Annotated in this window: 22 protein-coding genes; 18 read left to right on the top strand and 4 right to left on the bottom strand. The window is 52.3% G+C overall.

All coding sequences use genetic code 11. The features are described 5' to 3' along the window. The 6 genes from tssI to ubiA all read left to right on the top strand — a co-directional run. On the top strand, positions 1-2,007 hold a 2,007-nt coding region (tssI, locus tag OGX83_RS21835), incomplete at its 5' end, for a type VI secretion system tip protein TssI/VgrG (RefSeq protein ID WP_286589168.1). Positions 2,008-2,009: 2 nt separating this feature from the next. Continuing rightward, complete coding sequence (locus OGX83_RS21830) at positions 2,010-3,656, top strand: LysM peptidoglycan-binding domain-containing protein (protein ID WP_286589165.1); 1,647 nt, start codon at positions 2,010-2,012, stop codon at positions 3,654-3,656. Further along, positions 3,653-4,153, top strand: coding sequence for a hypothetical protein (locus OGX83_RS21825; protein ID WP_103285891.1), 501 nt, complete (start codon positions 3,653-3,655; stop codon positions 4,151-4,153). The genes OGX83_RS21830 and OGX83_RS21825 overlap by 4 nt, the downstream gene beginning before the upstream one ends. 44 nt (positions 4,154-4,197) lie before the next feature. Continuing rightward, positions 4,198-4,482 (top strand): type VI secretion system PAAR protein, encoded by a 285-nt coding sequence (locus OGX83_RS21820; protein ID WP_103285890.1) that lies wholly within the window; start codon positions 4,198-4,200, stop codon positions 4,480-4,482. 356 nt (positions 4,483-4,838) lie between these two features. Further along, positions 4,839-5,336 carry a chorismate lyase gene (gene ubiC / locus OGX83_RS21815; protein ID WP_003826587.1) on the top strand — a complete coding sequence of 166 codons (498 nt, stop codon included), beginning with the start codon at positions 4,839-4,841 and terminating at the stop codon, positions 5,334-5,336. Positions 5,337-5,349: 13 nt separating this feature from the next. Beyond that, complete coding sequence (gene ubiA / locus OGX83_RS21810; protein WP_042313002.1) at positions 5,350-6,222, top strand: 4-hydroxybenzoate octaprenyltransferase; 873 nt, start codon at positions 5,350-5,352, stop codon at positions 6,220-6,222. Positions 6,223-6,277: 55 nt separating this feature from the next. Here the strand turns inward: ubiA and plsB are convergent, their stop codons facing one another. Continuing rightward, on the bottom strand, positions 6,278-8,698 hold the full coding sequence (gene plsB / locus OGX83_RS21805; protein WP_008786919.1) for a glycerol-3-phosphate 1-O-acyltransferase PlsB: 2,421 nt from the start codon (positions 8,696-8,698) through the stop codon (positions 6,278-6,280). A 170-nt stretch (positions 8,699-8,868) separates the two neighbouring features. Here plsB and OGX83_RS21800 point away from each other — a divergent pair, with 170 nt between their 5' ends. The 4 genes from OGX83_RS21800 to OGX83_RS21785 all read left to right on the top strand — a co-directional run bounded on the left by OGX83_RS21800 (position 8,869) and on the right by OGX83_RS21785 (position 11,752). Further along, positions 8,869-9,237 (top strand): diacylglycerol kinase, encoded by a 369-nt coding sequence (locus OGX83_RS21800; protein WP_003826594.1) that lies wholly within the window; start codon positions 8,869-8,871, stop codon positions 9,235-9,237. Positions 9,238-9,346: 109 nt separating this feature from the next. Next, entirely contained in the window at positions 9,347-9,955 is a 609-nt protein-coding gene (lexA, locus tag OGX83_RS21795) for a transcriptional repressor LexA (protein WP_003826596.1), read from the top strand. A 131-nt stretch (positions 9,956-10,086) separates the two neighbouring features. Beyond that, positions 10,087-11,406, top strand: a complete 1,320-nt coding sequence (gene dinF / locus OGX83_RS21790; RefSeq protein WP_234691933.1) for an MATE family efflux transporter DinF — start codon at positions 10,087-10,089, stop codon at positions 11,404-11,406. Between the two features lie 136 nt (positions 11,407-11,542). Then, on the top strand, positions 11,543-11,752 hold the full coding sequence (locus OGX83_RS21785; protein WP_003031706.1) for a CsbD family protein: 210 nt from the start codon (positions 11,543-11,545) through the stop codon (positions 11,750-11,752). 49 nt (positions 11,753-11,801) lie between these two features. Here OGX83_RS21785 and zur read toward each other — a convergent pair whose 3' ends face one another. Then, positions 11,802-12,320 (bottom strand): zinc uptake transcriptional repressor Zur, encoded by a 519-nt coding sequence (gene zur, locus OGX83_RS21780; protein ID WP_003031709.1) that lies wholly within the window; start codon positions 12,318-12,320, stop codon positions 11,802-11,804. A 115-nt stretch (positions 12,321-12,435) separates the two neighbouring features. Here zur and OGX83_RS21775 point away from each other — a divergent pair, with 115 nt between their 5' ends. From OGX83_RS21775 to pspG, 3 genes are all read left to right on the top strand, one after another. Next, on the top strand, positions 12,436-12,924 hold the full coding sequence (locus OGX83_RS21775; protein WP_003031710.1) for a cupin domain-containing protein: 489 nt from the start codon (positions 12,436-12,438) through the stop codon (positions 12,922-12,924). Positions 12,925-13,031: 107 nt separating this feature from the next. Then, on the top strand, positions 13,032-14,030 hold the full coding sequence (gene dusA / locus OGX83_RS21770) for a tRNA dihydrouridine(20/20a) synthase DusA (RefSeq protein WP_286589159.1): 999 nt from the start codon (positions 13,032-13,034) through the stop codon (positions 14,028-14,030). 133 nt (positions 14,031-14,163) lie between these two features. Next, the gene (pspG, locus tag OGX83_RS21765) at positions 14,164-14,406 is read left to right on the top strand and encodes an envelope stress response protein PspG (RefSeq protein WP_003031713.1); all 243 of its coding nucleotides are present in this window, start codon (positions 14,164-14,166) and stop codon (positions 14,404-14,406) included. 179 nt (positions 14,407-14,585) lie between these two features. Here the strand turns inward: pspG and OGX83_RS21760 are convergent, their stop codons facing one another. Next, positions 14,586-15,569 (bottom strand): quinone oxidoreductase, encoded by a 984-nt coding sequence (locus OGX83_RS21760; protein ID WP_234691934.1) that lies wholly within the window; start codon positions 15,567-15,569, stop codon positions 14,586-14,588. A gap of 64 nt (positions 15,570-15,633) precedes the next feature. Between OGX83_RS21760 and dnaB the strand changes: the two genes are divergently transcribed. From dnaB to OGX83_RS21735, 5 genes are all read left to right on the top strand, one after another. Then, entirely contained in the window at positions 15,634-17,049 is a 1,416-nt protein-coding gene (dnaB, locus tag OGX83_RS21755) for a replicative DNA helicase (RefSeq protein ID WP_003826610.1), read from the top strand. A gap of 214 nt (positions 17,050-17,263) precedes the next feature. Further along, positions 17,264-18,343, top strand: coding sequence for an alanine racemase (gene alr, locus OGX83_RS21750; protein ID WP_003826612.1), 1,080 nt, complete (start codon positions 17,264-17,266; stop codon positions 18,341-18,343). 128 nt (positions 18,344-18,471) lie between these two features. Further along, positions 18,472-19,665, top strand: coding sequence for an aromatic amino acid transaminase (tyrB, locus tag OGX83_RS21745; RefSeq protein WP_286589157.1), 1,194 nt, complete (start codon positions 18,472-18,474; stop codon positions 19,663-19,665). 184 nt (positions 19,666-19,849) lie between these two features. Beyond that, positions 19,850-20,563: an acid phosphatase AphA gene (aphA, locus tag OGX83_RS21740; protein WP_284884952.1), complete on the top strand. Its 714-nt coding sequence runs from the start codon at positions 19,850-19,852 to the stop codon at positions 20,561-20,563. Positions 20,564-20,690: 127 nt separating this feature from the next. Continuing rightward, on the top strand, positions 20,691-21,047 hold the full coding sequence (locus tag OGX83_RS21735; RefSeq protein WP_008786927.1) for an MmcQ/YjbR family DNA-binding protein: 357 nt from the start codon (positions 20,691-20,693) through the stop codon (positions 21,045-21,047). A gap of 245 nt (positions 21,048-21,292) precedes the next feature. Here the strand turns inward: OGX83_RS21735 and OGX83_RS21730 are convergent. Next, positions 21,293-21,680: hypothetical protein (locus OGX83_RS21730; RefSeq protein ID WP_286589154.1), on the bottom strand; the 388-nt coding region annotated here is incomplete at its 5' end.

Below are 21,680 nucleotides of genomic sequence, written 5' to 3'. Positions count from 1 at the left end.
GGCATCATCACCGGGATGGAAACCGGGGAAAACAACGGCTGGCAGATGAACTACAGCCTGACTATTTCGCCTCCGCTCTGGCGCTGTGGCCTGCGACAGAACTTCCGTATCTTTCAGCAGCAGGATATCCTGGCCATTTCCACCACCCTGCTGACTGAAAACGGCGTCACCGACTGGGTGCCCTCCTTTTATGAATCCCACCCGGCGCGGGAGTTCTGCGTTCAGTACGGTGAAACCGACCTCGGCTTTCTCATCCGACTGTGGGCTGAAGAGGGCATTTTCTTCTTTGACTGGTTCCACCCGACCAGCCCCGACCAGAAACTGGTGCTCTGTGATGACGTGGCCGGGGTCTCCACGCTGGGTGAGATGTCCTTTAACCCGAATACCCGCGAAGTCGCCACGGAATGCATCAGCGAGTTTCGTTACCGGGCGCAGGTACGCCCTTCCTCGGTGGAAAACCAGGATTACACCTTCAAAGCTCCTGGCTGGCCGGCTTACTTCAGCCATCACGCCCCGAACCTGAACGGTCAGCGCACCCAGTATGAAATCTTCGACTGGCCGGGACGCTTCAAGGACGAGCAGCACGGTCAGGACTTTGCCCGCTACCAGGCAGAAGGCCACCGGCAGGATGCTGAAACCGCTGCCTGCGAGAGTAACTCCCCGAAACTGTGGCCCGGAAAACGTTTCACCCTCACCGGCCACCCTTCATTAACGCTGAACCGGGAGTGGCAGGTCACCGGCAGTGTGCTGAAAGGAAAGCAGCCACAGGCGCAGCATGGCCACCAGGGTGAAGGCACCAAGCTCAGTAACAGCCTGGACGTCATCCCGGCTGACCGGACTTGGCGAGCTTCCCCCCTGCCCAAACCCGCCGTTGACGGCCCACAGAGTGCCATTGTCACCGGCCCGGCGGGCGAGGAAATCTTCTGCGACGAGCATGGCCGCGTGCGGGTGCGTTTTCATTGGGACCGCTATTGTCCGGGGAACGAAGACAGCTCCTGCTGGATACGGGTGTCGCAGGCATGGGCCGGAGCCGGGTTTGGCAACCTCGCCATCCCGCGCGTGGGCCAGGAAGTGATTGTGGACTTCCTCAACGGCGACCCGGACCAGCCGATTATTATGGGTCGCACCTACCACCAGGATAACCGCTCACCGGGCAGCCTGCCGGGCACCAAAACGCAGATGGCCATCCGCTCGAAAACTTACAAAGGCGGTGGTTTTAACGAGCTGCGCTTCGAGGATGCGACGGGCCAGGAGCAGGTCTATATCCATGCGCAGAAGAACATGGATACCGAGGTGCTGAACAACCGCACCACTGATGTGAAAGTCGACCACACGGAAACCATCGGCAATAACCAGAATATCACCGTGAAACTCGGACAGACGGTGAAGGTGGGTAAAGAAAATGCAGGCGGGCATGACCAGACCATCACCGTGGCGCATGACCGGAGCATTACGGTACGCAACGACCAGACGCTGAAGGTGAAGAACGACCGGATGGTGAGCATCAGCCATGATGACGGGCTGTATGTGGCGAATGACCGTAAGGTGACGGTGGACGGGAAACAGGAGAACAGCACGTGCGGCGACCATATCAGTCTGGTGAAAGGCAGCCACAGTCTGGAAGTAAAAGGCGACCTGGCGCGGAAGGTGTCGGGGGCGCTGGGGATAAAAGTGGAAGACGATATTGTCCTGGAGAGCAGCAGCCAGATAAGCCTGAAAGTGGGCGGTTCGTTTGTGGTTATCCACCCGGGTGGCGTGGACATTATGGGGCCGAAGATAAACCTCAACAGTGGGGGCAGTCCGGGAGCGCCAGTAGGGACTCTGCAACCAGGCTTATTGAAGTCGCTGTCAGATGAGGACAGTGGTTCCGAGGATTCTGGTGGGGCAAACGAATCGGATCAGACAACAACTGAACCTGAATTAAATCATATGTTTGGGTCCATAAAAGGTATTGATGGTATTCAAAGTAAAGAGCTTGTATTCAGACGGTTTACTGAAGAGGAATAAAAGTGACTGGCAAACCCACCCCATTTTTTGATGAACCACAGGATAAACCAACAAAATATGATGGCCTATTTGGCTGGTCTGCTGACTGGAAATGTTATCTTGATCAGGAGGATAAGCCTGTACCATTAGATGATATCTGGTCATTGTCACCGGATAAGCGTAGCGTGGTTGTTCTTAAAGGAGATACGCTTGGACAAATTGCAAGTGAATATAACTGTTCTGTTGAGGAACTTACTGAATATAATAACATAAAAAACCCGGAGTTGATCTACCCCGGACAGGTAATAAATATTCCTCAATGTCATTACACTCTAACTGACGCAGAAAAAAAGAAAGATGATAACCAATGTTCGTTATCGTTATCTTTTGAAGATCTGATAGAAAAGCCTCTTTCCGGATTGAAGGTTAAAGTAACATCAGCACTGGGTGAGGTTTTCGAGTTTATAACTGACGGTCTGGGAAAGATTGATGAATTTACAGTGCAAGCCGAATCTGAAATTACAATAACCGTGTCCAGTGGTATGGGGAAGATAAAGGAGGTTGCCAGATTCATATCTCAGGAAGGTAAATTAAATGCTATTATTTCAAGCCCCAAGGTAAGAGTAAAAGGAAAAAGTGCAGCAATAACCGGTCCGGCAGGCAATGCTGACAGTAAAAGTGATGAAATTAATAAAATCAACGTTGGCCGAGACTCTGAGGGCACGCCCAGAGTTCATATAAACCATACCTGCCCTAACAGTTATGATCTTATGCTAGGTAAGAATGTTATTTACTGGAATGAGATTATTCGCGCATCTGAGCGGAGTGGCATTATACCTCAGAGTATTGCGGCAGTTATTCATGCTGAAGCGGCTAAATATCGTGGTGGCGTCTGGAAACCAACTTCAGTGTGTAAGGATTCTAAAAAATCGACAAAAGAAAATACGGTATATAAAAGTTCAGCGGCGGGTATGACGCAGTTCTTAAATGGGACATGGATGACGGAGACGTTAAGGGATGGAACATATCTTTATGAAAAAGCCACTGAACAAGGACTGGTAGCAGATAAACCCTTGCTGAATAAAAAAGGAGAGGTAGTAAAAAACAAAAAAGGCGAGGTGGTGAATGAAAAAAAATTTCAGGTCTCTAAAGACAACTGGAAAAATCTTGATGAATTAAAAAACGGCAGATATATAACAGGCGTAACGCCATACCCTGCTCACGCAACGGCAGATGTGCAACAATGGTTAAACCTGCGTTTTAAACCTGAATATGCGATTATGGCCGCAGTTGATTATGGCATCCAAAATTTAGCATTACTGAAAAAGGCAGGATATAATATTGACGGGCTTAATGATGCTGAAAAAGCCAAGATTATATATTTAACACATCACCTTGGCCTGAGTGACGCAAAACATTTTATTGAAAATAAAATTACTGAAAGTGCCGCATGCAGACTATTAACAGCGCAAATCGGAGAGGAGTTAGCCATTTCGAAAGCCAAAAAAAATGGAGGGTATGTTAAAACACATAGAGAGTGGTTAATAGATTATATAGATAATAACATTGATATAGGAACATATTTTTGTCCCGAGTTAATTAATTCATTGAAATTAAAAATTTCTAAGTTAAAATCAATTATAAATAAAATTCAAGAGATAGAAAAATGAATACGATTACTAAATGTTTTTTTATACTGTTGATATTTTCATCTATATGTTTTGCAGATTGCATTCGTGAGGCGAATTCATGTTATTCCACCCGACTTGGCTTGCTTGAGCAGCAGTCCGGAGCAGAATCAAGCGATGGTTATTCGCATCTGACCCTTAATGGCGTGGAAATGTACAAAACAAAAACCGATTTACTGGCATTTAACTTTGATGATGATGGAGTCTTTAAGAATAAAAAATATTTTACGACCAAGACTATTTTCACATTCATTCCAGCTGAACCGTGTAGACATAAAGAGTATTATGGGTATTGCCGCGTAAGTGTAGTTCTCGATTTCTCTGGCGACAAGCCCGTTATTTCCAACGAATTTATTTCAGATTCGGGGAGTTCGGTTATCGACTGGGTCTCATGGGGAAAAGCAAATGCGATCATTGTATTTGAGGATGGATCAAAATTTAAATATATGAACGGACATGTTGAGCGCGTCATTAAATAGAATCATCTCATACTTACGCTGACTAAATATTATGAAGGTTCCTCATGCCCACAGCAGCCCGACTTAATGACAAAGGCACCCAGCACGATGGTTATCACGAAACCGTCATTACTGCGGGTTCTCCAACGGTTTCTGTCAATGGACTACCCGCTGCACGTATGGGCGACCCGCTGACACCGCATTCTAAACCGGAACACCCGCCCCATCCGCGTAAAATCGCGGGCGGTTCCGCCACGGTATTTATTGACGGCCTGCCTGCCGCCAGAAGCGGTGATGCCATTGACTGCGGCGGCGTGGTTATCGGCAGCGGTACAGTCAACATCGGTTGATATACGCTGATATAAAAGGGAAAAAGTTATATCACTAAAATGGACAGCGCTTAACACTGGAAGTGGAGGGGGCATGGTGATTGACACTGCCGTTGTCGGTTTATAGCGGTCAAGTAATACTGGTCACTGGTTAGCTAAATTTTTTGCAAATCAGAACCTGCGATGTGCCAGCAGAGTCGAGCACAACATAAAATTACTCTGCTTTTAACTAGAGGGCAGGGTTCCCCGTAATTTTTAGCTTTCTATGCTAATTGTTACACTTATGTTGCCCTGCCGATCACTTAATCGTGTTTGCTCACCCCGTAATGCCTTTTCTGCGATACAATGCCTTCAGGTTATAAATCGGAGAGTAAGGCATGCCACACCCTGCGTTAACGCAACTGCGTGCGCTGCGTTATTTTGATGCGATCCCGGCGCTGGACGCCCAACTGCTCGACTGGTTGTTATTGGAAGATTCCATGACCAAACGTTTTGAGCAGCAGGGGAAAAAGGTCACCGTAACGTTGATTCGCGAAGAATTCGTTGGGCAAAATGAGGTGGCTGAAGAACTGACGCTGCTGCCTAAAGAGTCTCGTTATTGGTTACGAGAAATCCTGTTATGCGCGGATGGTGAACCCTGGCTTGCCGGACGGACTGTGGTGCCTGAATCAACCTTGTGCGGCCCTGAACTGGCCTTACAGAACCTGGGGAAAACCCCGCTCGGACGCTACCTGTTTACGTCATCGACATTGACCCGAGATTTTATTGAGATTGGCCGCGATGCAGCGCTGTGGGGGCGTCGTTCCCGCCTGCGGCTGAGCGGTAAGCCACTGATGCTTACCGAGCTTTTTCTGCCTGCGTCGCCGTTGTACTGAGAGGAAGATAAAGATGGAGTGGAGTCTGACGCAGAATAAGCTGCTGGCGTTTCACCGCTTGATGCGTACGGATAAGCCAATCGGCGCCTTACTGCTGCTCTGGCCTACGCTGTGGGCTCTGTGGGTGGCGACCCCAGGCATGCCGCAACTGTGGATCCTGGCGGTTTTTGTCGCTGGCGTTTGGTTAATGCGCGCCGCCGGATGCGTGGTGAATGATTATGCCGACAGGAAATTTGACGGGCACGTCAAACGCACCGCGAATCGACCGCTGCCGAGCGGGGCTGTCACCGAGAAAGAAGCCCGAACGCTGTTTGTGGTACTGGTGCTGCTGGCCTTCCTGCTGGTTTTGACCCTCAACACGATGACCATTTTGTTGTCCGTTGCGGCATTAGCATTAGCGTGGGTTTACCCATTTATGAAGCGCTATACGCATCTGCCGCAGGTGGTGCTGGGGGCGGCGTTTGGCTGGTCGATCCCGATGGCGTTCGCCGCCGTGAGTGAATCCGTACCGCTGAGCTGCTGGCTAATGTTCCTCGCCAATATCCTCTGGGCGGTGGCCTATGATACGCAGTACGCCATGGTTGACCGGGATGATGACCTGAAGATCGGCATTAAATCGACCGCGATCCTGTTCGGTCAGAACGACAAGCTGATTATTGGTATTTTGCAGGTAGGCGTGCTGGCGCTGATGGCGCTGGTGGGCTGGCTAAACGGGTTGGGACTGGGCTATTACTGGTCTCTGCTGGTGGCGGGCGCGCTGTTTGTCTATCAGCAGAAACTGATCGTTAACCGTGAACGTGATGCCTGCTTTAAAGCGTTTATGAACAATAACTACGTCGGCCTGGTGCTGTTCTTAGGCCTGGCAATGAGCTACTGGCATTTTTGATTTTGGCTTAGCCTGCAAAATAAAAAACCGGTCATTCCGACCGGTTTTTTTATGCTTACTCGCCCTGAGTGGCGCTCTCGATGGTCAGACGCACATCTGACGTGACCAGTTCGGCCAGCATCTGATAGATCTTCATCGTCTCTTCCGGTTCGGCATCTCCGGTATCGCTGATGAATCCCTCGTCACGCAGCGTCAGCACCAGAGAGCTGAACACGGCTTTATCGAAGAATTCCGGCGCGTTAATGCCGTGCAGCACTGAGAGGCGTTGCGCCACGGTGCGGCTTTCTTTCTCCAGCGTGCCACGGTTGATGGACGGGTTCGCGCTCAGCAGCCAGAAGGTAATGGCGTAGCGCTGCAACGTCTCGCGAGCACCTGCGGCCAGCAGCTGTAGCGTGCGGGAGCGGGCTGGATTGATATGCAGTTCGTCATCGGTCAGGGTGATGAGTCCCTGGCGCTGCATTTCGCTGGCCAGTTCGTCAATCACCCCGGCAAGCTCATCACGCTCCCAGCGTAAGAACAGCTCCGCTTTTAACATCGGGTACAGCGCATCAATATGCTGCTGCAACGCGGCGCGTGAAATACGACGATGCTGAGTCACAATGGCTGCCATCAACGAAGGCAGAACCAGCATATGCGCAATGTTATTGCGGTAGTAAGTCATCAAGACCGCCTGCTCGCGCGGCAGAATAATGATGTCACCGATAGTGTCTTTCTCGACCTCAAACTTGTTCATCTGCAAGGCGTGGTCGATCAGTTCACTGGCGCTCTGTGCCGGCACCGTCGAATCCGCAGCATACGGCACGTTGCGCAGCAGGCTCAGGTAGCAGTCGAGTTGTTCGGTCAGCTGTTCACGGGTCAGAGAGCGCTGGCGAGATGCCAGTAAAGCAGTACAGCACAGGTTCATGGCGTTGGCCGCGCCTGCGTTGTTAATGCGCACCATCAAATCGGCGGCAATGTTATTCACCGTCGGCGTCAGCCAGGCCGGGCGGATAGACTCGATAGGGTCGATAGATTCACGCCACTCCGGCACATGCTGGTTGAGGTAAGTCATCAATGGCATTGGTTCACCAAAGTTGACGTAGCCCTGACCCAGGTTACGCAGCTTGCTTAAGCCACGCAGCATTTGCGGCAGGCTTTCTTTCTCTTTCGTCGCGCCACGCAGCTCTTTTGCGTAGGTGCCCACTTCCATTACGTGCTCATAGCCGATGTAAATAGGAACGAGGGTAATCGGACGTGTACCGCCGCGCAGCATCGCCTGAATAGTCATCGACAGCGTGCCGGTTTTCGGGTCGAGCAGACGACCGGTACGTGAACGGCCCCCTTCGACAAAGTACTCAACCGAGTAGCCGCGGCTGAACAGCTCGCCCAGGTATTCGCGGAAAACGGTGGAATAGAGCTTGTTGCCCTTGAAGGTACGACGAATAAAGAACGCGCCCAGACGGCGGAAAATCGGACCCGCTGGCCAGAAGTTCAGGTTGATACCGGCTGCGATGTGCGGCGGCACCAGACCCTGGTGGTACAGAACGTACGACAGCAGCATATAGTCCATATGGCTGCGGTGGCACGGAACGTACACGATTTCATGCCCATCGTGCGCCAACTGGCGTACACGTTCAGCATTGTGAACGTTAATCCCCTGATACAGACGGTTCCAGGTAAAGCCCAGAATACGGTCCGTCAAACGAATCATTTCGTAGGAGAAGTTGGCGGCAATCTCTTCCATCAGCGCAATGGCATTTTGCTGCGCTTTTTCGTGGGAGATTTTTTTACTGCGCGCTTCATCTTCTACCGCACGAGCGATCGCTTTTGAAGCTAACAGCTTATTAAACAGATCCTGGCGGGCAGGGAGGCGCGGGCCGACAGCGGCCAGGCGCTGGCGAGCAAAGTGCATACGCGCCACGCGTGCCAGCTTCTGGGCGATGATCTTATCCGTACCGTGTTCATCCGCCATACGGCGCAGAGAGACCGACGGAGAGAAGCGGACAAAACTGTCGCGACCCAGCCAGGACACCGCAAAGAATTTCTGTACGCCGTTTAGCATACGTAACGGCGGATTGACCTCGCCTTTTTCACGCCCCGGCGCACGGCCAAACATCACCGAAACCGGCACCATCTGCACATCCAGATCTGGATTGCTGCGATGCAAGTCGAGATAGTTGTGGAACAGCTTGATGGACTCTTCTTTCGGCGTGTAATAGGTGAATACACGCGGACCGCCGTGAATAAACACGTAGCGCGGTAACAGCGTTCCGTCTATCTCTAGTGGTTCCAGGGGATCGGGGAGGTCGTGCACCAGACATTGGGCACGCAGCGTCAGCAAGTCAGCTTTCGAATTGTACGGTAGGACGTACATAATGGGACGCGAAGTATCGAGTCCCAATTCCGGAGCAGGTTCTGCTGGAATAGACTTGCTTTTTACCAGGACGCTTAATGGTAAATTCAGTAATTTGTAGTAAATTCGTGGCCAGCCGGACATAAACGATGTAAAGCCTCTGGTTAATAATGCAAATGCGCTGCAAGGATATCAGAAAGTTTAGTGAATTTCTGTGGTATCCGGTCATACTTCGCGCTGCTTTGCCACACCCTGAACAAACGGGGTAACGTTACAATGACATTGACGCTAATAATGTAAAAAGGTTCTTTTTGATGGCCAATAATACCACTGGATTCACCCGAATTATCAAAGCTGCAGGTTATTCCTGGAAAGGTTTTCGCGCCGCATGGATTAATGAGGCGGCATTCCGTCAGGAAAGTGTTGCTGTCCTGCTGGGCGTCGCCATCGCCTGCTGGCTGGATGTTGATGCAATTACCCGCGTGTTGTTGATTGGTTCTGTGATGCTGGTGATGATCGTTGAAATCCTCAACAGTGCGATTGAAGCGGTGGTTGATCGTATTGGTTCTGAGTATCACGAACTTTCCGGTCGGGCGAAAGATATGGGGTCGGCTGCGGTATTGCTGTCTATTTTTGTCGCTCTAATCACCTGGGGCATCCTGTTGTGGTCGCATTTGCGATAAGGCTTCCACAACTGCATAAATCTCCTGTTTTTTGTGCAGTTTGCGGTTCCAAAATCGCCTTTAGCTGTATATACTCACAGCATAACTGTATATACACCCAGGGGGCGGAATGAAAGCGTTAACGGCCAGGCAACAAGAGGTGTTTGATCTCATTAGAGATCACATCAGCCAGACAGGTATGCCACCGACGCGTGCGGAGATCGCGCAGCGTTTGGGGTTCCGTTCCCCAAACGCAGCTGAAGAACACCTGAAAGCGCTGGCGCGTAAAGGTGTGCTGGAAATTGTATCCGGCGCATCGCGCGGTATTCGACTGTTGCAGGAAGAAGAAGAAGGGTTACCGCTTGTGGGGCGCGTGGCAGCCGGTGAGCCACTTCTGGCGCAGCAGCACATCGAAGGCCACTATCAAGTCGATCCTTCACTGTTCAAACCGAACGCCGATTTTCTTCTGCGCGTTAGCGGTATGTCGATGAAAGATATCGGGATTATGGACGGTGATTTACTCGCTGTGCATAAAACCCAGGACGTGCGTAACGGACAGGTTGTTGTTGCCCGTATTGATGATGAAGTTACGGTTAAGCGTCTGAAAAAGCAGGGTAACAAGGTTGAACTTCTGCCAGAAAACAGTGAATTTAAACCTATCGTTGTCGACCTGCGCGAACAAAACTTCACTATTGAAGGGCTGGCAGTAGGCGTTATCCGTAACGGTGAATGGCTGTAATTTTCTGTTGAATCCCTGTAGGCCGGATAAGACGATGACGTCGCCATCCGGCAACGTGCCCGGTAGCGCTGCGCTTGCCGGGCCTGCATCACATTATCCAGTACGTCTAACTTCTTCTCAGGCCCTCCTGTATGCCTTTCTTTACCTCTTCTGATAAAGCACTCTGGCACCTCGCCTTACCCATGATCTTCTCCAATATCACCGTTCCCCTGCTGGGACTGGTGGATACCGCGGTGATTGGTCATCTGGATAGTCCGGTCTATCTTGGCGGTGTTGCGGTTGGTGCTACGGCAACCAGTTTTCTTTTTATGCTGCTGCTTTTTTTGCGCATGAGCACCACCGGTCTTACCGCCCAGGCATTTGGTGCGAAAAATCCGCAGGCGCTGGCGCGCGCACTGGTGCAGCCGCTCATGCTGGCGCTGGGAGCAGGGTTGCTTATCGCACTTTTTCGTACGCCGATTATCGATCTGGCTCTGCACATTGTTGGCGGAAGTGAAGCGGTACTGGAGCAGGCCCGACGTTTCCTCGAAATTCGCTGGTTAAGCGCACCCGCCTCGCTGGCGAATCTGGTGCTGCTCGGCTGGCTGCTTGGCGTTCAGTATGCGCGTGCGCCGGTTATCTTGTTGATTGTCGGTAATATTCTCAACATTGTGCTCGATATATGGCTGGTGATGGGCCTGCATATGAACGTGCAAGGTGCGGCACTGGCAACGGTGATTGCTGAATATGCCACCTTGCTGATCGGCCTGATGATGGTGCGCAAAGTCCTGCATATGCGCGGAATTTCGCTGGCAATGCTGAAGCAGGCGTGGCGTGGCAACTTCCGCCATTTGCTGGCGCTTAACCGTGACATCATGTTGCGCTCGCTACTGCTGCAGCTCTGTTTTGGCGCAATCACGGTGCTGGGTGCGCGTCTGGGAGGCGATATCATTGCGGTTAATGCCGTTCTGATGACCCTGTTAACCTTTACCGCCTACGCGCTGGATGGATTTGCCTATGCCGTGGAAGCGCATTCGGGCCAGGCCTATGGGGCGCGAGACGGTAGCCAGTTGCTGGACGTCTGGCGGGCGGCCTGCCGACAGTCCGGTATTGTGGCTATTTTGTTTTCGCTGGTTTATGCCCTGTTTGGCGAGCAGATTGTTGCGCTGCTGACCTCGCTGCCGCAGATCCAACAGCTGGCCGATCGCTATCTTTTCTGGCAGGTGGTGTTACCGCTGGTGGGTGTCTGGTGTTATCTGCTCGACGGAATGTTTATTGGCGCGACGCGCGCGGCAGAAATGCGCAACAGTATGGCCGTTGCTGCCACAGGATTCGCATTAACGCTGCTGACTTTGCCGTGGCTGGGAAACCATGGCTTGTGGTTGGCGTTAACCGTTTTCCTGGCGTTGCGCGGGCTTTCACTGGCCTTTATCTGGCGACGTCACTGGCGTAATGGAACCTGGTTTGCCTGAGCGGGATGGTTAAAAATTCCGAATAGTAAATAAAACCCAGAATCACTGACTACACTTATTCTCACGTCCAGCAAAAACAGCATGTGTCTGGGCATGGCACTCTCGCTATTCACAACCTAACGATGAGGACTTGATGATGAATAAAGACGAAGTCGGCGGCAACTGGAAGCAGTTTAAAGGTAAAGTGAAAGAGCAATGGGGCAAACTGACCGATGATGATATGACGGTCATTGAAGGTAAACGTGACCAACTGGTCGGTAAAGTCCAGGAGCGTTACGGTTACGCGAAAGATCAGGCGGAGAAAGAAGTTAACGATTGGGAAAAACGTAATGATTACCGCTGGTAATTAACCCTTCCCTCCTGAGAGTACAAGGATGTACGCTCTTCCCGCTTACCTAGCGCCCAACTTTCTTCTTCACCTGAATCGTATGGTCATGCTGGCACTCGCCAGGATGGCGGCAAGATTCAACTTCCACACAGGCCGGACACAGCCCGTGGGCTTCAATAACGTTATGCCGCAGTGCAAAGCCCATTTTTGCTGCTAGTGTATGCATGATGTCTTCCACGCCTTCCGCACACTCTTCTTTTACCACGCCACAGCGGTCGCAAATGAACATTGCGGAACTGTGGGTTGGCTGATCGAACAGATGACAAAGCACATAGCTGTTGGTGGATTCCACCTTGTGCACGAAACCTTGTTCCAGCAGAAAATCGAGCGCACGATATACGGTAGGTGGCTTAGCCTGCGGCTCAGTTTCCCGCAACAGATCGAGCAGGTCATAGGCGCTGATCGCACCTTCCTGCAGGCTCATCAGGCGCAGTACTTCGAGGCGTTGTGGCGTAAGCCGCACGTTGCGTTGCGCGCAGAGTTTTTCAGCTTGAGCCAATAACTCTTGCGTAGTGGTTTTGTCCATTTGGCGCCTCGATTTGCGTGGAAGGTTAATCCCTTACTTTAACATGTTCTGCTTAAAACGCCGAGATCCACCGTGGTGTGCTATACCTGACGCATCGCAATACTGGAAAATAACCATGAAAAGACCCGATTGTATTCGCCACTGGCGTGAGGTTGAGGGGGCTGATGACTCCACTTATCCTGACAGCGATGAGCTATTTGCTATTGGCGCGCCGCTTGCCCGCAAGTTGGGGTTAGGACGACTCGGCATTCATCATGAACGCCTGCCGCCGGGTCGGCGCACGTCGTACCCGCACGCTGAAAGCGATGAAGAAGAATTTATCTACGTGCTGGAAGGTTATCCTGAGGCCTGGATTAACGGGTATTTATGGAAGCTGGAACCGGGCGACAGCGTCGGTTTCCCGGCAGGTACAGGCGTGTGCCATACCTTTATCAATAACACCAGTGAAGAGGTGCGCCTGTTAGTCGTGGGTGAGGCGAACAAAAAATACAACCGCATTTATTATCCGCTTAACCCGGTCTACGCCGCTACACGTGAGGATCGCTGGGTCGACCATCCGCCACAGTTTTTTGGATCTCACGACGGAAAACCGGGGCGTAAATAGCTTTTGTTTAGGGTCAGGGGGAGTGAGCCGCGAGGATGTGGCTCACTATCGTAACGGTCTATGCTATAGTAGCGCCCCTTTTTTAACCGGATGCTTGAATATTCGCCATGCTGCCTGAATCTCAGTCTACCGCTTTTCCCGCTCATCGTTTTTCTATCGCGCCGATGCTCGACTGGACGGACAGACACTGCCGCTACTTTTTGCGCTTACTGTCCAGCCAGACGCTGCTCTATACGGAGATGGTAACCACTGGGGCAATCATTCATGGTAAAGGCGATTATCTGGCGTATAGCGAAGAAGAACATCCGGTCGCATTGCAACTGGGCGGGAGCGATCCTGCGGCGCTGGCGAAGTGTGCTAAGCTCGCTGAACAGCGGGGCTACGACGAAATTAACCTCAACGTGGGTTGTCCTTCCGACCGCGTACAGAACGGCATGTTTGGCGCCTGCCTGATGGGGAATGCGCAACTGGTCGCCGATTGCGTCAAAGCAATGCGCGACGTGGTGTCGATTCCGGTTACGGTGAAAACTCGTATCGGCATTGATGACCAGGACAGCTACGAATTCCTCTGCGATTTCATCAACACGGTATCTGGCAAAGGCGAATGTGAGATGTTTATCATTCACGCCCGCAAGGCCTGGCTGTCAGGGTTAAGCCCGAAAGAAAACCGCGAAATTCCACCGCTGGATTATGACCGTGTTTATCAGTTGAAGCGTGATTTTCCGCATCTGACGATGTCGATCAACGGCGGCATTAAATCGTTGGAAGAAGCGAAAATTCATCTGCAACATATGGATGGCGTGATGGTGGGGCGTGAGGCGTATCAAAACCCAGGCATTCTGGCGTCCGTTGACCGCGAGATTTTTGCAGCTACCACCAAAGATTCCGATCCAGTCGCCGTGGTGCGTGCCATGTACCCGTATATTGAGCGTGAACTGAGTAAGGGAACCTATTTGGGACATGTGACACGCCATATGTTGGGGCTGTTTCAGGGTATTCCCGGTGCGCGCCAGTGGCGTCGTTACCTGAGCGAGAATGCACATAAAGCCGGGGCAGATATTAACGTTCTGGAGCACGCGCTGAAGCTGGTGGCAGACAAGCGTTAAGTTTTCACCAAAAGTTAGTTAATTTCACCACGCCCTGCGCTTTGTCGCGGGGCGTTTTCTTTATAAATCAACGCATTATTTTTGGCATGTTTCTTGTAAAGCAATGGAGAGAATTTCATTTCGGGAGAGAGCCATGCTGGAACTACTTTTTGTGATTGGATTTTTTATCATGCTGATGGTCACCGGCGTATCTTTGCTGGGCGTTCTGGCCGCATTGGTCGTAGCCACCGCCGTGATGTTTCTGGGCGGACTATTTGCCTTGATGATTAAACTGTTGCCCTGGCTGCTACTGGCTGTTGCTGTGGTGTGGGTGATCAAGGCGATAAAAGCGCCAAAAGTCCCACAGTATCAGCGCAATAACCGCCGGTTTTACTAAGGTATTGAGCGGTACGTCACAACCTGCAACATTGCCTTTAGAACCAAATAGGAATTGATTATCAAATCTGTCACTATTGCTAGGTTAACGAATTCATCGAGCTGTACCCTACATACAGCCGAACTAAAAAAAGAAAGGGCTTCCTGCGGGAAGCCCTAATTCTTTCTTTCCCCGTCATCTTAAGGAATCAGCAAACTCGATCCCTGCGTGGCCCGGCTTTCCAGTACTTCATGAGCACGCTGTGCATCGTGCAGTGCGAACGTTTGACCAGGCGCGACATCCACTTTGATCACTCCACTGGCAACCAGCGAGAAAAGCTCATTGCTGGCTTCGGTTAATTCGCGGTGATTGGTGATGTAACCCTGTAGAGAAGGACGGGTCACGTATAGCGAACCTTTCTGGTTCAGAATGCCTAAGTTCACGCCAGTAACCGGCCCGGAAGCATTACCAAAGCTGACCATTAGTCCCCGGCGCTGCAAACAATCCAGCGAGGCTTCCCAGGTATCTTTCCCCACCGAGTCATACACCACCCGCACTTTTTTACCGCCAGTTACCTCTTTCACTCGCTCAACAATGCTCTCTTCACGATAGTTAATGACCTGCCATGCGCCAGCCTGCAGCGCAATTTGCGCTTTTTGCGCACTGCCGACGGTACCAATCAGCTTCGCACCCAATGCTTTTGCCCACTGGCAGGCAATCATGCCGACGCCGCCCGCAGCCGCATGGAACAAAAACGGCTCATCAGGTTGAATTTCATAGGTTTTACGTAACAGATAAAAAACGGTTAGCCCTTTAAGAAACGAGGCGGCAGCTTGTTCAAACGAGATAGCGTTAGGCAGGATGGCGGCTTTATCGGCCGGAACGTTATGCACTGAGCTGTAGGCGCCAAGAGCAGACTGGGCATACACCACGCGATCGCCAGCTTTAATGTGTGTCACTTTGCTGCCAACTTTGCTGACTACGCCGGCGGCTTCGGTACCCAGCCCGCTGGGCAGGGAAGGCGGTGGATAAAGACCACTGCGGATGTAGGTGTCGATATAGTTGATCCCAATCGCTTTGTTCTCGACCTGGATTTCGTTTTCCGCCGGGTCTACGGGCGTAAACTCCACTGCCTTGAGTACATCAGGGCCACCATGCTTGTGAAATTCAATACGTGTTGCCATGCTTCCTCCAAAAGAAATGTGGTAATCTTTCGACCCAATCATTATCTCGGTAACTCCATTCACTATGGCAGGAAATAAACCCTTCAACAAACAACAGACTGATGCTCGTGAGCGCGATCCCCAGGTCGCCGGGCTGAAAGTACCGCCGCACTCGATTGAAGCGGAACAGTCGGTGTTGGGCGGTTTAATGCTGGATAACGAACGCTGGGACGATGTCGCCGAGCGTGTGGTGGCGGAAGATTTTTATACCCGTCCACACCGGCATATCTTCACGGAAATGCATCGCCTGCAGGAGATGGGAAAACCCATCGATCTGATCACACTGGCAGAGTCGCTGGAAGTTCAGGGACAACTGGACAGCGTCGGCGGTTTTGCTTACCTGGCTGAGTTGTCTAAAAACACGCCAAGTGCGGCGAACATTAGCGCTTATGCGGATATCGTCCGCGAACGTGCCGTTGTCCGTGACATGATTTCGGTGGCTAACGAAATCGCGGAAGCCGGGTTTGATCCGCAGGGACGTTCCAGTGAAGACCTGCTGGATCTCGCGGAATCCCGCGTCTTTAAAATCGCTGAAAGCCGCGCCAACAAAGACGAAGGCCCGAAAAACATTACCGATGTGCTCGACGCCACCGTCGCGCGTATCGAGCAGCTGTTCCAGCAACCGCACGACGGCGTCACCGGGGTGAACACCGGTTATGACGACCTCAATAAAAAGACTGCTGGTTTGCAGCCGTCAGACTTAATTATTGTCGCCGCGCGTCCGTCGATGGGTAAAACGACATTTGCAATGAACCTCGTTGAAAATGCGGCGATGTTGCAGGATAAGCCGGTTCTTATCTTTAGTCTTGAAATGCCCTCAGAACAGATCATGATGCGTTCCCTGGCCTCGCTCTCACGCGTAGACCAAACTAAAATCCGTACCGGTCAACTGGATGATGAGGACTGGGCGCGAATTTCCGGAACAATGGGTATTTTGCTGGAGAAACGAAACATCTATATTGATGACTCTTCCGGCCTGACGCCAACGGAAGTGCGTTCGCGTGCCCGTCGTATCGCCCGTGAACACGGCGGTATCGGACTTATCATGATCGACTACCTGCAGCTGATGCGCGTGCCGTCGCTTTCCGACAACCGTACGCTGGAAATTGCTGAAATTTCCCGCTCGCTGAAAGCGTTAGCGAAAGAACTGCATGTACCGGTGGTGGCGCTGTCGCAGCTTAACCGCTCTCTGGAACAACGTGCCGACAAGCGTCCGGTCAACTCGGATCTGCGTGAGTCTGGCTCCATCGAGCAGGATGCCGACTTAATCATGTTTATCTATCGTGATGAGGTTTATCACGAAAACAGCGACCTGAAAGGGATCGCAGAAATCATTATTGGTAAGCAACGTAACGGCCCGATCGGTACGGTGCGCCTGACGTTTAACGGTCAGTGGTCGCGCTTTGATAACTATGCGGGCCCACAATACGACGACGAATAAATCTCCGTCATCCTTCATGCTGCAGATGCGTTGACTACGCCCGTTCACCCCGGTCACTTAGTTTACTAAGCTCCCGGGAATTCTCTGGCTTGTCGCGTGACTCGGACTGCGTCCTCGCCCCTTCGGGGCCAGCGCAGGCGCTGTTCAAAAACGCCAAAGCGTTTTTGTCCTGCAACACGAATGATTTAGGAAATTCTTTTATTAAGGAATACAAATGCAAGCGGCAACTGTAGTCATTAACCGCCGCGCTCTGCGACACAACCTGCAACGTCTGCGTGAACTGGCTCCAGCCAGCAAACTGGTTGCGGTCGTGAAAGCGAACGCCTACGGCCATGGTCTGTTAGAGACCGCGCGAACGCTCCCCGATGCGGACGCTTTTGGTGTCGCTCGTCTTGAAGAAGCCCTGCGCTTGCGAGCGGGAGGGATCACGCAGCCCATCCTGCTGCTGGAGGGATTTTTTGATGCCTCCGATCTGCCGACTATTTCCGCGCAGCGCCTGCATACTGCCGTCCACAACCAGGAGCAGCTCGAAGCCCTGGAAGCCGCTAAACTGGCTGAACCCGTTACCGTCTGGATGAAGCTCGACACCGGTATGCATCGCCTGGGCGTACGCCCTGAGCAGGCCGAGGCGTTTTATCAGCGCTTAACACAGTGTGAAAACGTGCGCCAGCCGGTCAATATCGTCAGCCACTTTGCTCGTGCGGATGAGCCTGAGTGTGGCGCGACCGAAAAACAGCTTGATATCTTCAACAGTTTTTGTGAAGGCAAACCGGGGCAGCGTTCGATTGCCGCGTCGGGTGGTATTTTGCTGTGGCCGCAGTCTCACTTCGACTGGGCGCGTCCGGGGCTGATTCTGTATGGCGTATCGCCACTGGAAAATCACTCCATCGGCGCTGATTTTGGCTGCCAGCCGGTAATGTCGCTGACCTCAAGTCTGATTGCGGTGCGTGAGCACAAAGCGGGCGAGCCGGTTGGTTATGGAGGAACCTGGCTGAGCGAGCGCGACACGCGTCTTGGCGTGGTAGCGATGGGCTATGGCGATGGTTATCCGCGCGCAGCGCCGTCTGGGACACCGGTGCTGGTCAACGGCCGTGAAGTGCCGATCGTCGGTCGCGTCGCGATGGATATGATTTGCGTCGATTTAGGCCCCGAAGCGCAGGATAAAGCCGGCGATTCGGTGATTCTGTGGGGCGAGGGCTTGCCCGTTGAACGCATTGCTGAAATGACGAAAGTAAGTGCTTACGAACTTATTACGCGCCTGACCTCAAGGGTAGCGATGAAGTATATCGATTAGCAGCATGATGTGCCGGACAGGTGGTTACGCCGCCTTCCGGCAATATTCCTCTCAACATCCTCTCGATCTTCTCCCACTTCCGGTTTATTGTGTTCTTAACCCCTGCCTGTAAACCCGGAGAACCACACGTGTTTCAAAAAGTTGACGCCTACGCCGGCGACCCGATTTTATCGCTCATGGAGCGCTTCAAAGAAGATTCACGTAGCGACAAAGTGAATCTCAGCATCGGCCTGTATTACAACGAAGACGGCATTATTCCTCAGCTTAAAGCTGTAGCGGAAGCGGAAGCCCGCCTCAATGCCAAACCGCATGGCGCTTCGCTGTATCTGCCGATGGAAGGTCTGAACACGTATCGCCATACTATTGCGCCGCTGCTGTTTGGCGCAGAACATCCGGTTCTCCAGCAGCAGCGCGTCGCAACCATTCAGACGCTGGGCGGCTCCGGTGCGTTAAAGGTTGGCGCAGACTTCCTGAAACGTTATTTCCCTGATTCTGGCGTGTGGGTCAGCGATCCGACCTGGGAAAACCATATCGCGATTTTTGAAGGTGCCGGATTCGAAGTAAGCACTTACCCATGGTATGACGACACCACCAACGGCGTGCGTTTCAACGACCTGCTGGCAACGCTGAATACCCTACCGGCGCGCAGCATCGTGCTGCTACATCCGTGCTGCCATAACCCGACAGGGGCGGATTTAAGGCCTACGCAGTGGGATAGCGTTATTGAGATCCTGAAAGCACGCGATCTGATCCCGTTCCTGGATATTGCTTACCAGGGCTTTGGTGGTGGAATGGAAGACGACGCCTATGCGATTCGCGCCGTTGCCAGCGCCGGATTGCCCGCTCTTGTCAGCAACTCATTCTCGAAGATTTTCTCCTTGTACGGCGAGCGTGTCGGCGGACTGTCAGTGGTATGTGAAGACGCTGATACCGCCAGCCGCGTGCTGGGGCAGCTAAAAGCGACGGTGCGTCGAAACTACTCCAGCCCGCCAAACTTTGGTGCGCAGGTAGTTGCCGCGGTACTGGGTGATGACGCGCTGAAAGCCAATTGGCTGGCGGAAGTTGAAGAGATGCGTACCCGCATTCTGGCGATGCGCCAGGAGTTGGTTAACGTATTGAATACGGAGATCCCAGGCCGTAACTTTGACTACCTGCTGCAACAGCGCGGGATGTTCAGCTATACCGGGCTTAGCGCAGCCCAGGTTGATCGTCTGCGCGATGAGTTCGGTGTATACCTGATCGCCAGCGGTCGCATGTGCGTGGCCGGGTTGAATCACGGTAACGTGCAGCGCGTGGCGAAGGCATTTGCCGCCGTCATGTAACCGACTTTGCAGGCCTGATAAGCGTCGCGCCATCAGGCCTGTTTTCCAATGTGATCGTGCTCCTTTTCCAGGACAAAACCAGAGAAAATCCTTCCTTTCCCTCCCCCTAAGGGGTAAGGTCAGATAGTTTTTTGACCAGTTGTTAATAAAAAAATGATAACTAACTGACTACTTAGGGAAAAATATGCGCAAGTTTACGTTGGCACTGAGTGCCGTTTGTTTATTGTTCACGCTAAATCAGCCAGCCCAGGCACTCGTTTCTTCTCCCTCTCAGCTCAATCCAGGCACTAACGTTGCAAAGCTCGCTGAGCAGGCTCCCATTCACTGGGTCTCCGTGGCACAAATTGAAAACAGCCTGACCGGACGTCCGCCGATGGCCGTCGGGTTTGATATCGATGACACAGTCCTCTTTTCCAGCCCAGGCTTCTGGCGCGGTAAAAAAACGTATTCTCCGGACAGTGAGGATTACCTGAAGAATCCGGCCTTCTGGGAAAAAATGAACAATGGCTGGGACGAGTTTAGTATTCCAAAAGAAGTCGCGCGCCAACTGATTGATATGCACGTGCGTCGCGGTGACAGCATCTTTTTCGTGACCGGGCGTAGCCAGACGAAGACTGAAACGGTGTCGAAAACGTTGTCTGATAACTTTCACATCCCAGTTGGAAATATGAATCCGGTCATTTTTGCTGGCGACAAGCCGGGTCAGAACACCAAAACGCAGTGGCTGCAGGATAAAAATATCCGCATGTTCTACGGTGACTCCGATAATGACATCACTGCCGCTCGCGACGTGGGTATTCGCGGTATTCGCATTTTGCGCGCCTCTAACTCCACTTATAAGCCGCTGCCACAGGCCGGTGCGTTTGGTGAAGAGGTGATTGTCAACTCGGAATATTGAGGACGCTGGCTGCGGATTGCTGTTTTTTTAAACAAATTTACATTGCTGGCTTTTACCTTTTGCGGACTTGCTGCACACTGAATAAAAGATGTTCTCATGAGGCAATATGCTGGTAAGGGGAATAAAGATGACGAATTCGGAGTTGCTGCAATACTGCATGGCAAAAACGGGCGCAGAGCAGAGCGTTCACAGTGACTGGAAGGCCACGCAAATCAAAGTCGAAGATGTGCTTTTTGCCATGGTAAAAGAGGTGGAAGAACGCCCGGCGGTGTCTCTGAAAACCAGCCCTGAACTGGCAGAACTGTTACGCCAGCAGCATAGCGATGTTCGGCCAAGCAGGCATCTCAATAAGGCGCACTGGAGTACGGTGTATCTGGACGGCTCGCTGCCGGATTCACAGATTTATTATCTGGTCGACGCCTCTTATCAGCAGGCTGTGAACACGTTGCCGGAAGATAAACGCCGGATACTGACGCAGCCCTGATCCGTTTCGCCGGATGCGGTGTAAGCGCCTTATCCGGCCTACAGGTTTTATGCATATTCTGTAGTTTCGTAGGCCTGAAAAGCGCAGCGCCATCAGGCACAACCGTAGCCGGATGCGGCGCAAGCGCCTTATCCGGCCTACAAGCTTTATACCTGGTCTGTAATTTCGTAGGCCTGATAAGCGCAGCGCCATCAGGCACAACCGTAGCCGGATGCGGTGTAAGCGCCTTATCCGGCCTACAGGCTTTATGCGTATTCTGTAGTTTCGTAGGTGCTGATAAGCGCAGTGCCATCAGGCACAACTGTTGCCGGATGCGGCGCAAGCGCCTTATCCGGCCTACAGGCTTTATGCCCGGTCTGTAGTTTCGTAGGCCTGATAAGCGCAGCGCCATCAGGCACAACGGTTGCCGGATGCGGCGCAAGCACCTTATCCGGCCTACAGGCTTTATGCCTGGTCTGTAGTTTCGTAGGCCTGATAAGCGCAGCGCCATCAGGCACAATGGTTGCCGGATGCGGCGCAAGCGCCTTATCCGGCCTACAGGCTTTATATCTGATCTGTAGTTTCGTAGGCCTGATAAGCGCAGCGCCATCAGGCACAACCGTAGCCGGATGCGGCGCAAGCGCCTTATCCGGC

Origin of the sequence: Citrobacter sp. Cpo074 (assembly GCF_030332745.1) — a bacterium.
Classification (GTDB): domain Bacteria; phylum Pseudomonadota; class Gammaproteobacteria; order Enterobacterales; family Enterobacteriaceae; genus Citrobacter; species Citrobacter portucalensis.
Note: the sequence above shows the minus strand (reverse complement) of the source record. Positions and strands in the feature narration are given on the sequence as shown.

What these genes read in the sequence shown, in the direction of transcription:
- OGX83_RS21735 (WP_008786927.1), top strand. Translation starts at nt 20,691, where the DNA reads ATGACGAATTCGGAGTTGCTGCAATACTGCATGGCAAAAACGGGCGCA.
- OGX83_RS21820 (WP_103285890.1), top strand. Translation starts at nt 4,198, where the DNA reads ATGCCCACAGCAGCCCGACTTAATGACAAAGGCACCCAGCACGATGGT.
- OGX83_RS21760 (WP_234691934.1), bottom strand. Translation starts at nt 15,569, where the DNA reads ATGGCAACACGTATTGAATTTCACAAGCATGGTGGCCCTGATGTACTC.
- pspG (WP_003031713.1), top strand. Translation starts at nt 14,164, where the DNA reads ATGCTGGAACTACTTTTTGTGATTGGATTTTTTATCATGCTGATGGTC.
- dinF (WP_234691933.1), top strand. Translation starts at nt 10,087, where the DNA reads ATGCCTTTCTTTACCTCTTCTGATAAAGCACTCTGGCACCTCGCCTTA.
- OGX83_RS21775 (WP_003031710.1), top strand. Translation starts at nt 12,436, where the DNA reads ATGAAAAGACCCGATTGTATTCGCCACTGGCGTGAGGTTGAGGGGGCT.
- OGX83_RS21800 (WP_003826594.1), top strand. Translation starts at nt 8,869, where the DNA reads ATGGCCAATAATACCACTGGATTCACCCGAATTATCAAAGCTGCAGGT.
- alr (WP_003826612.1), top strand. Translation starts at nt 17,264, where the DNA reads ATGCAAGCGGCAACTGTAGTCATTAACCGCCGCGCTCTGCGACACAAC.
- lexA (WP_003826596.1), top strand. Translation starts at nt 9,347, where the DNA reads ATGAAAGCGTTAACGGCCAGGCAACAAGAGGTGTTTGATCTCATTAGA.
- ubiA (WP_042313002.1), top strand. Translation starts at nt 5,350, where the DNA reads ATGGAGTGGAGTCTGACGCAGAATAAGCTGCTGGCGTTTCACCGCTTG.
- dnaB (WP_003826610.1), top strand. Translation starts at nt 15,634, where the DNA reads ATGGCAGGAAATAAACCCTTCAACAAACAACAGACTGATGCTCGTGAG.
- OGX83_RS21825 (WP_103285891.1), top strand. Translation starts at nt 3,653, where the DNA reads ATGAATACGATTACTAAATGTTTTTTTATACTGTTGATATTTTCATCT.
- OGX83_RS21785 (WP_003031706.1), top strand. Translation starts at nt 11,543, where the DNA reads ATGAATAAAGACGAAGTCGGCGGCAACTGGAAGCAGTTTAAAGGTAAA.
- plsB (WP_008786919.1), bottom strand. Translation starts at nt 8,698, where the DNA reads ATGTCCGGCTGGCCACGAATTTACTACAAATTACTGAATTTACCATTA.
- ubiC (WP_003826587.1), top strand. Translation starts at nt 4,839, where the DNA reads ATGCCACACCCTGCGTTAACGCAACTGCGTGCGCTGCGTTATTTTGAT.
- aphA (WP_284884952.1), top strand. Translation starts at nt 19,850, where the DNA reads ATGCGCAAGTTTACGTTGGCACTGAGTGCCGTTTGTTTATTGTTCACG.
- dusA (WP_286589159.1), top strand. Translation starts at nt 13,032, where the DNA reads ATGCTGCCTGAATCTCAGTCTACCGCTTTTCCCGCTCATCGTTTTTCT.
- zur (WP_003031709.1), bottom strand. Translation starts at nt 12,320, where the DNA reads ATGGACAAAACCACTACGCAAGAGTTATTGGCTCAAGCTGAAAAACTC.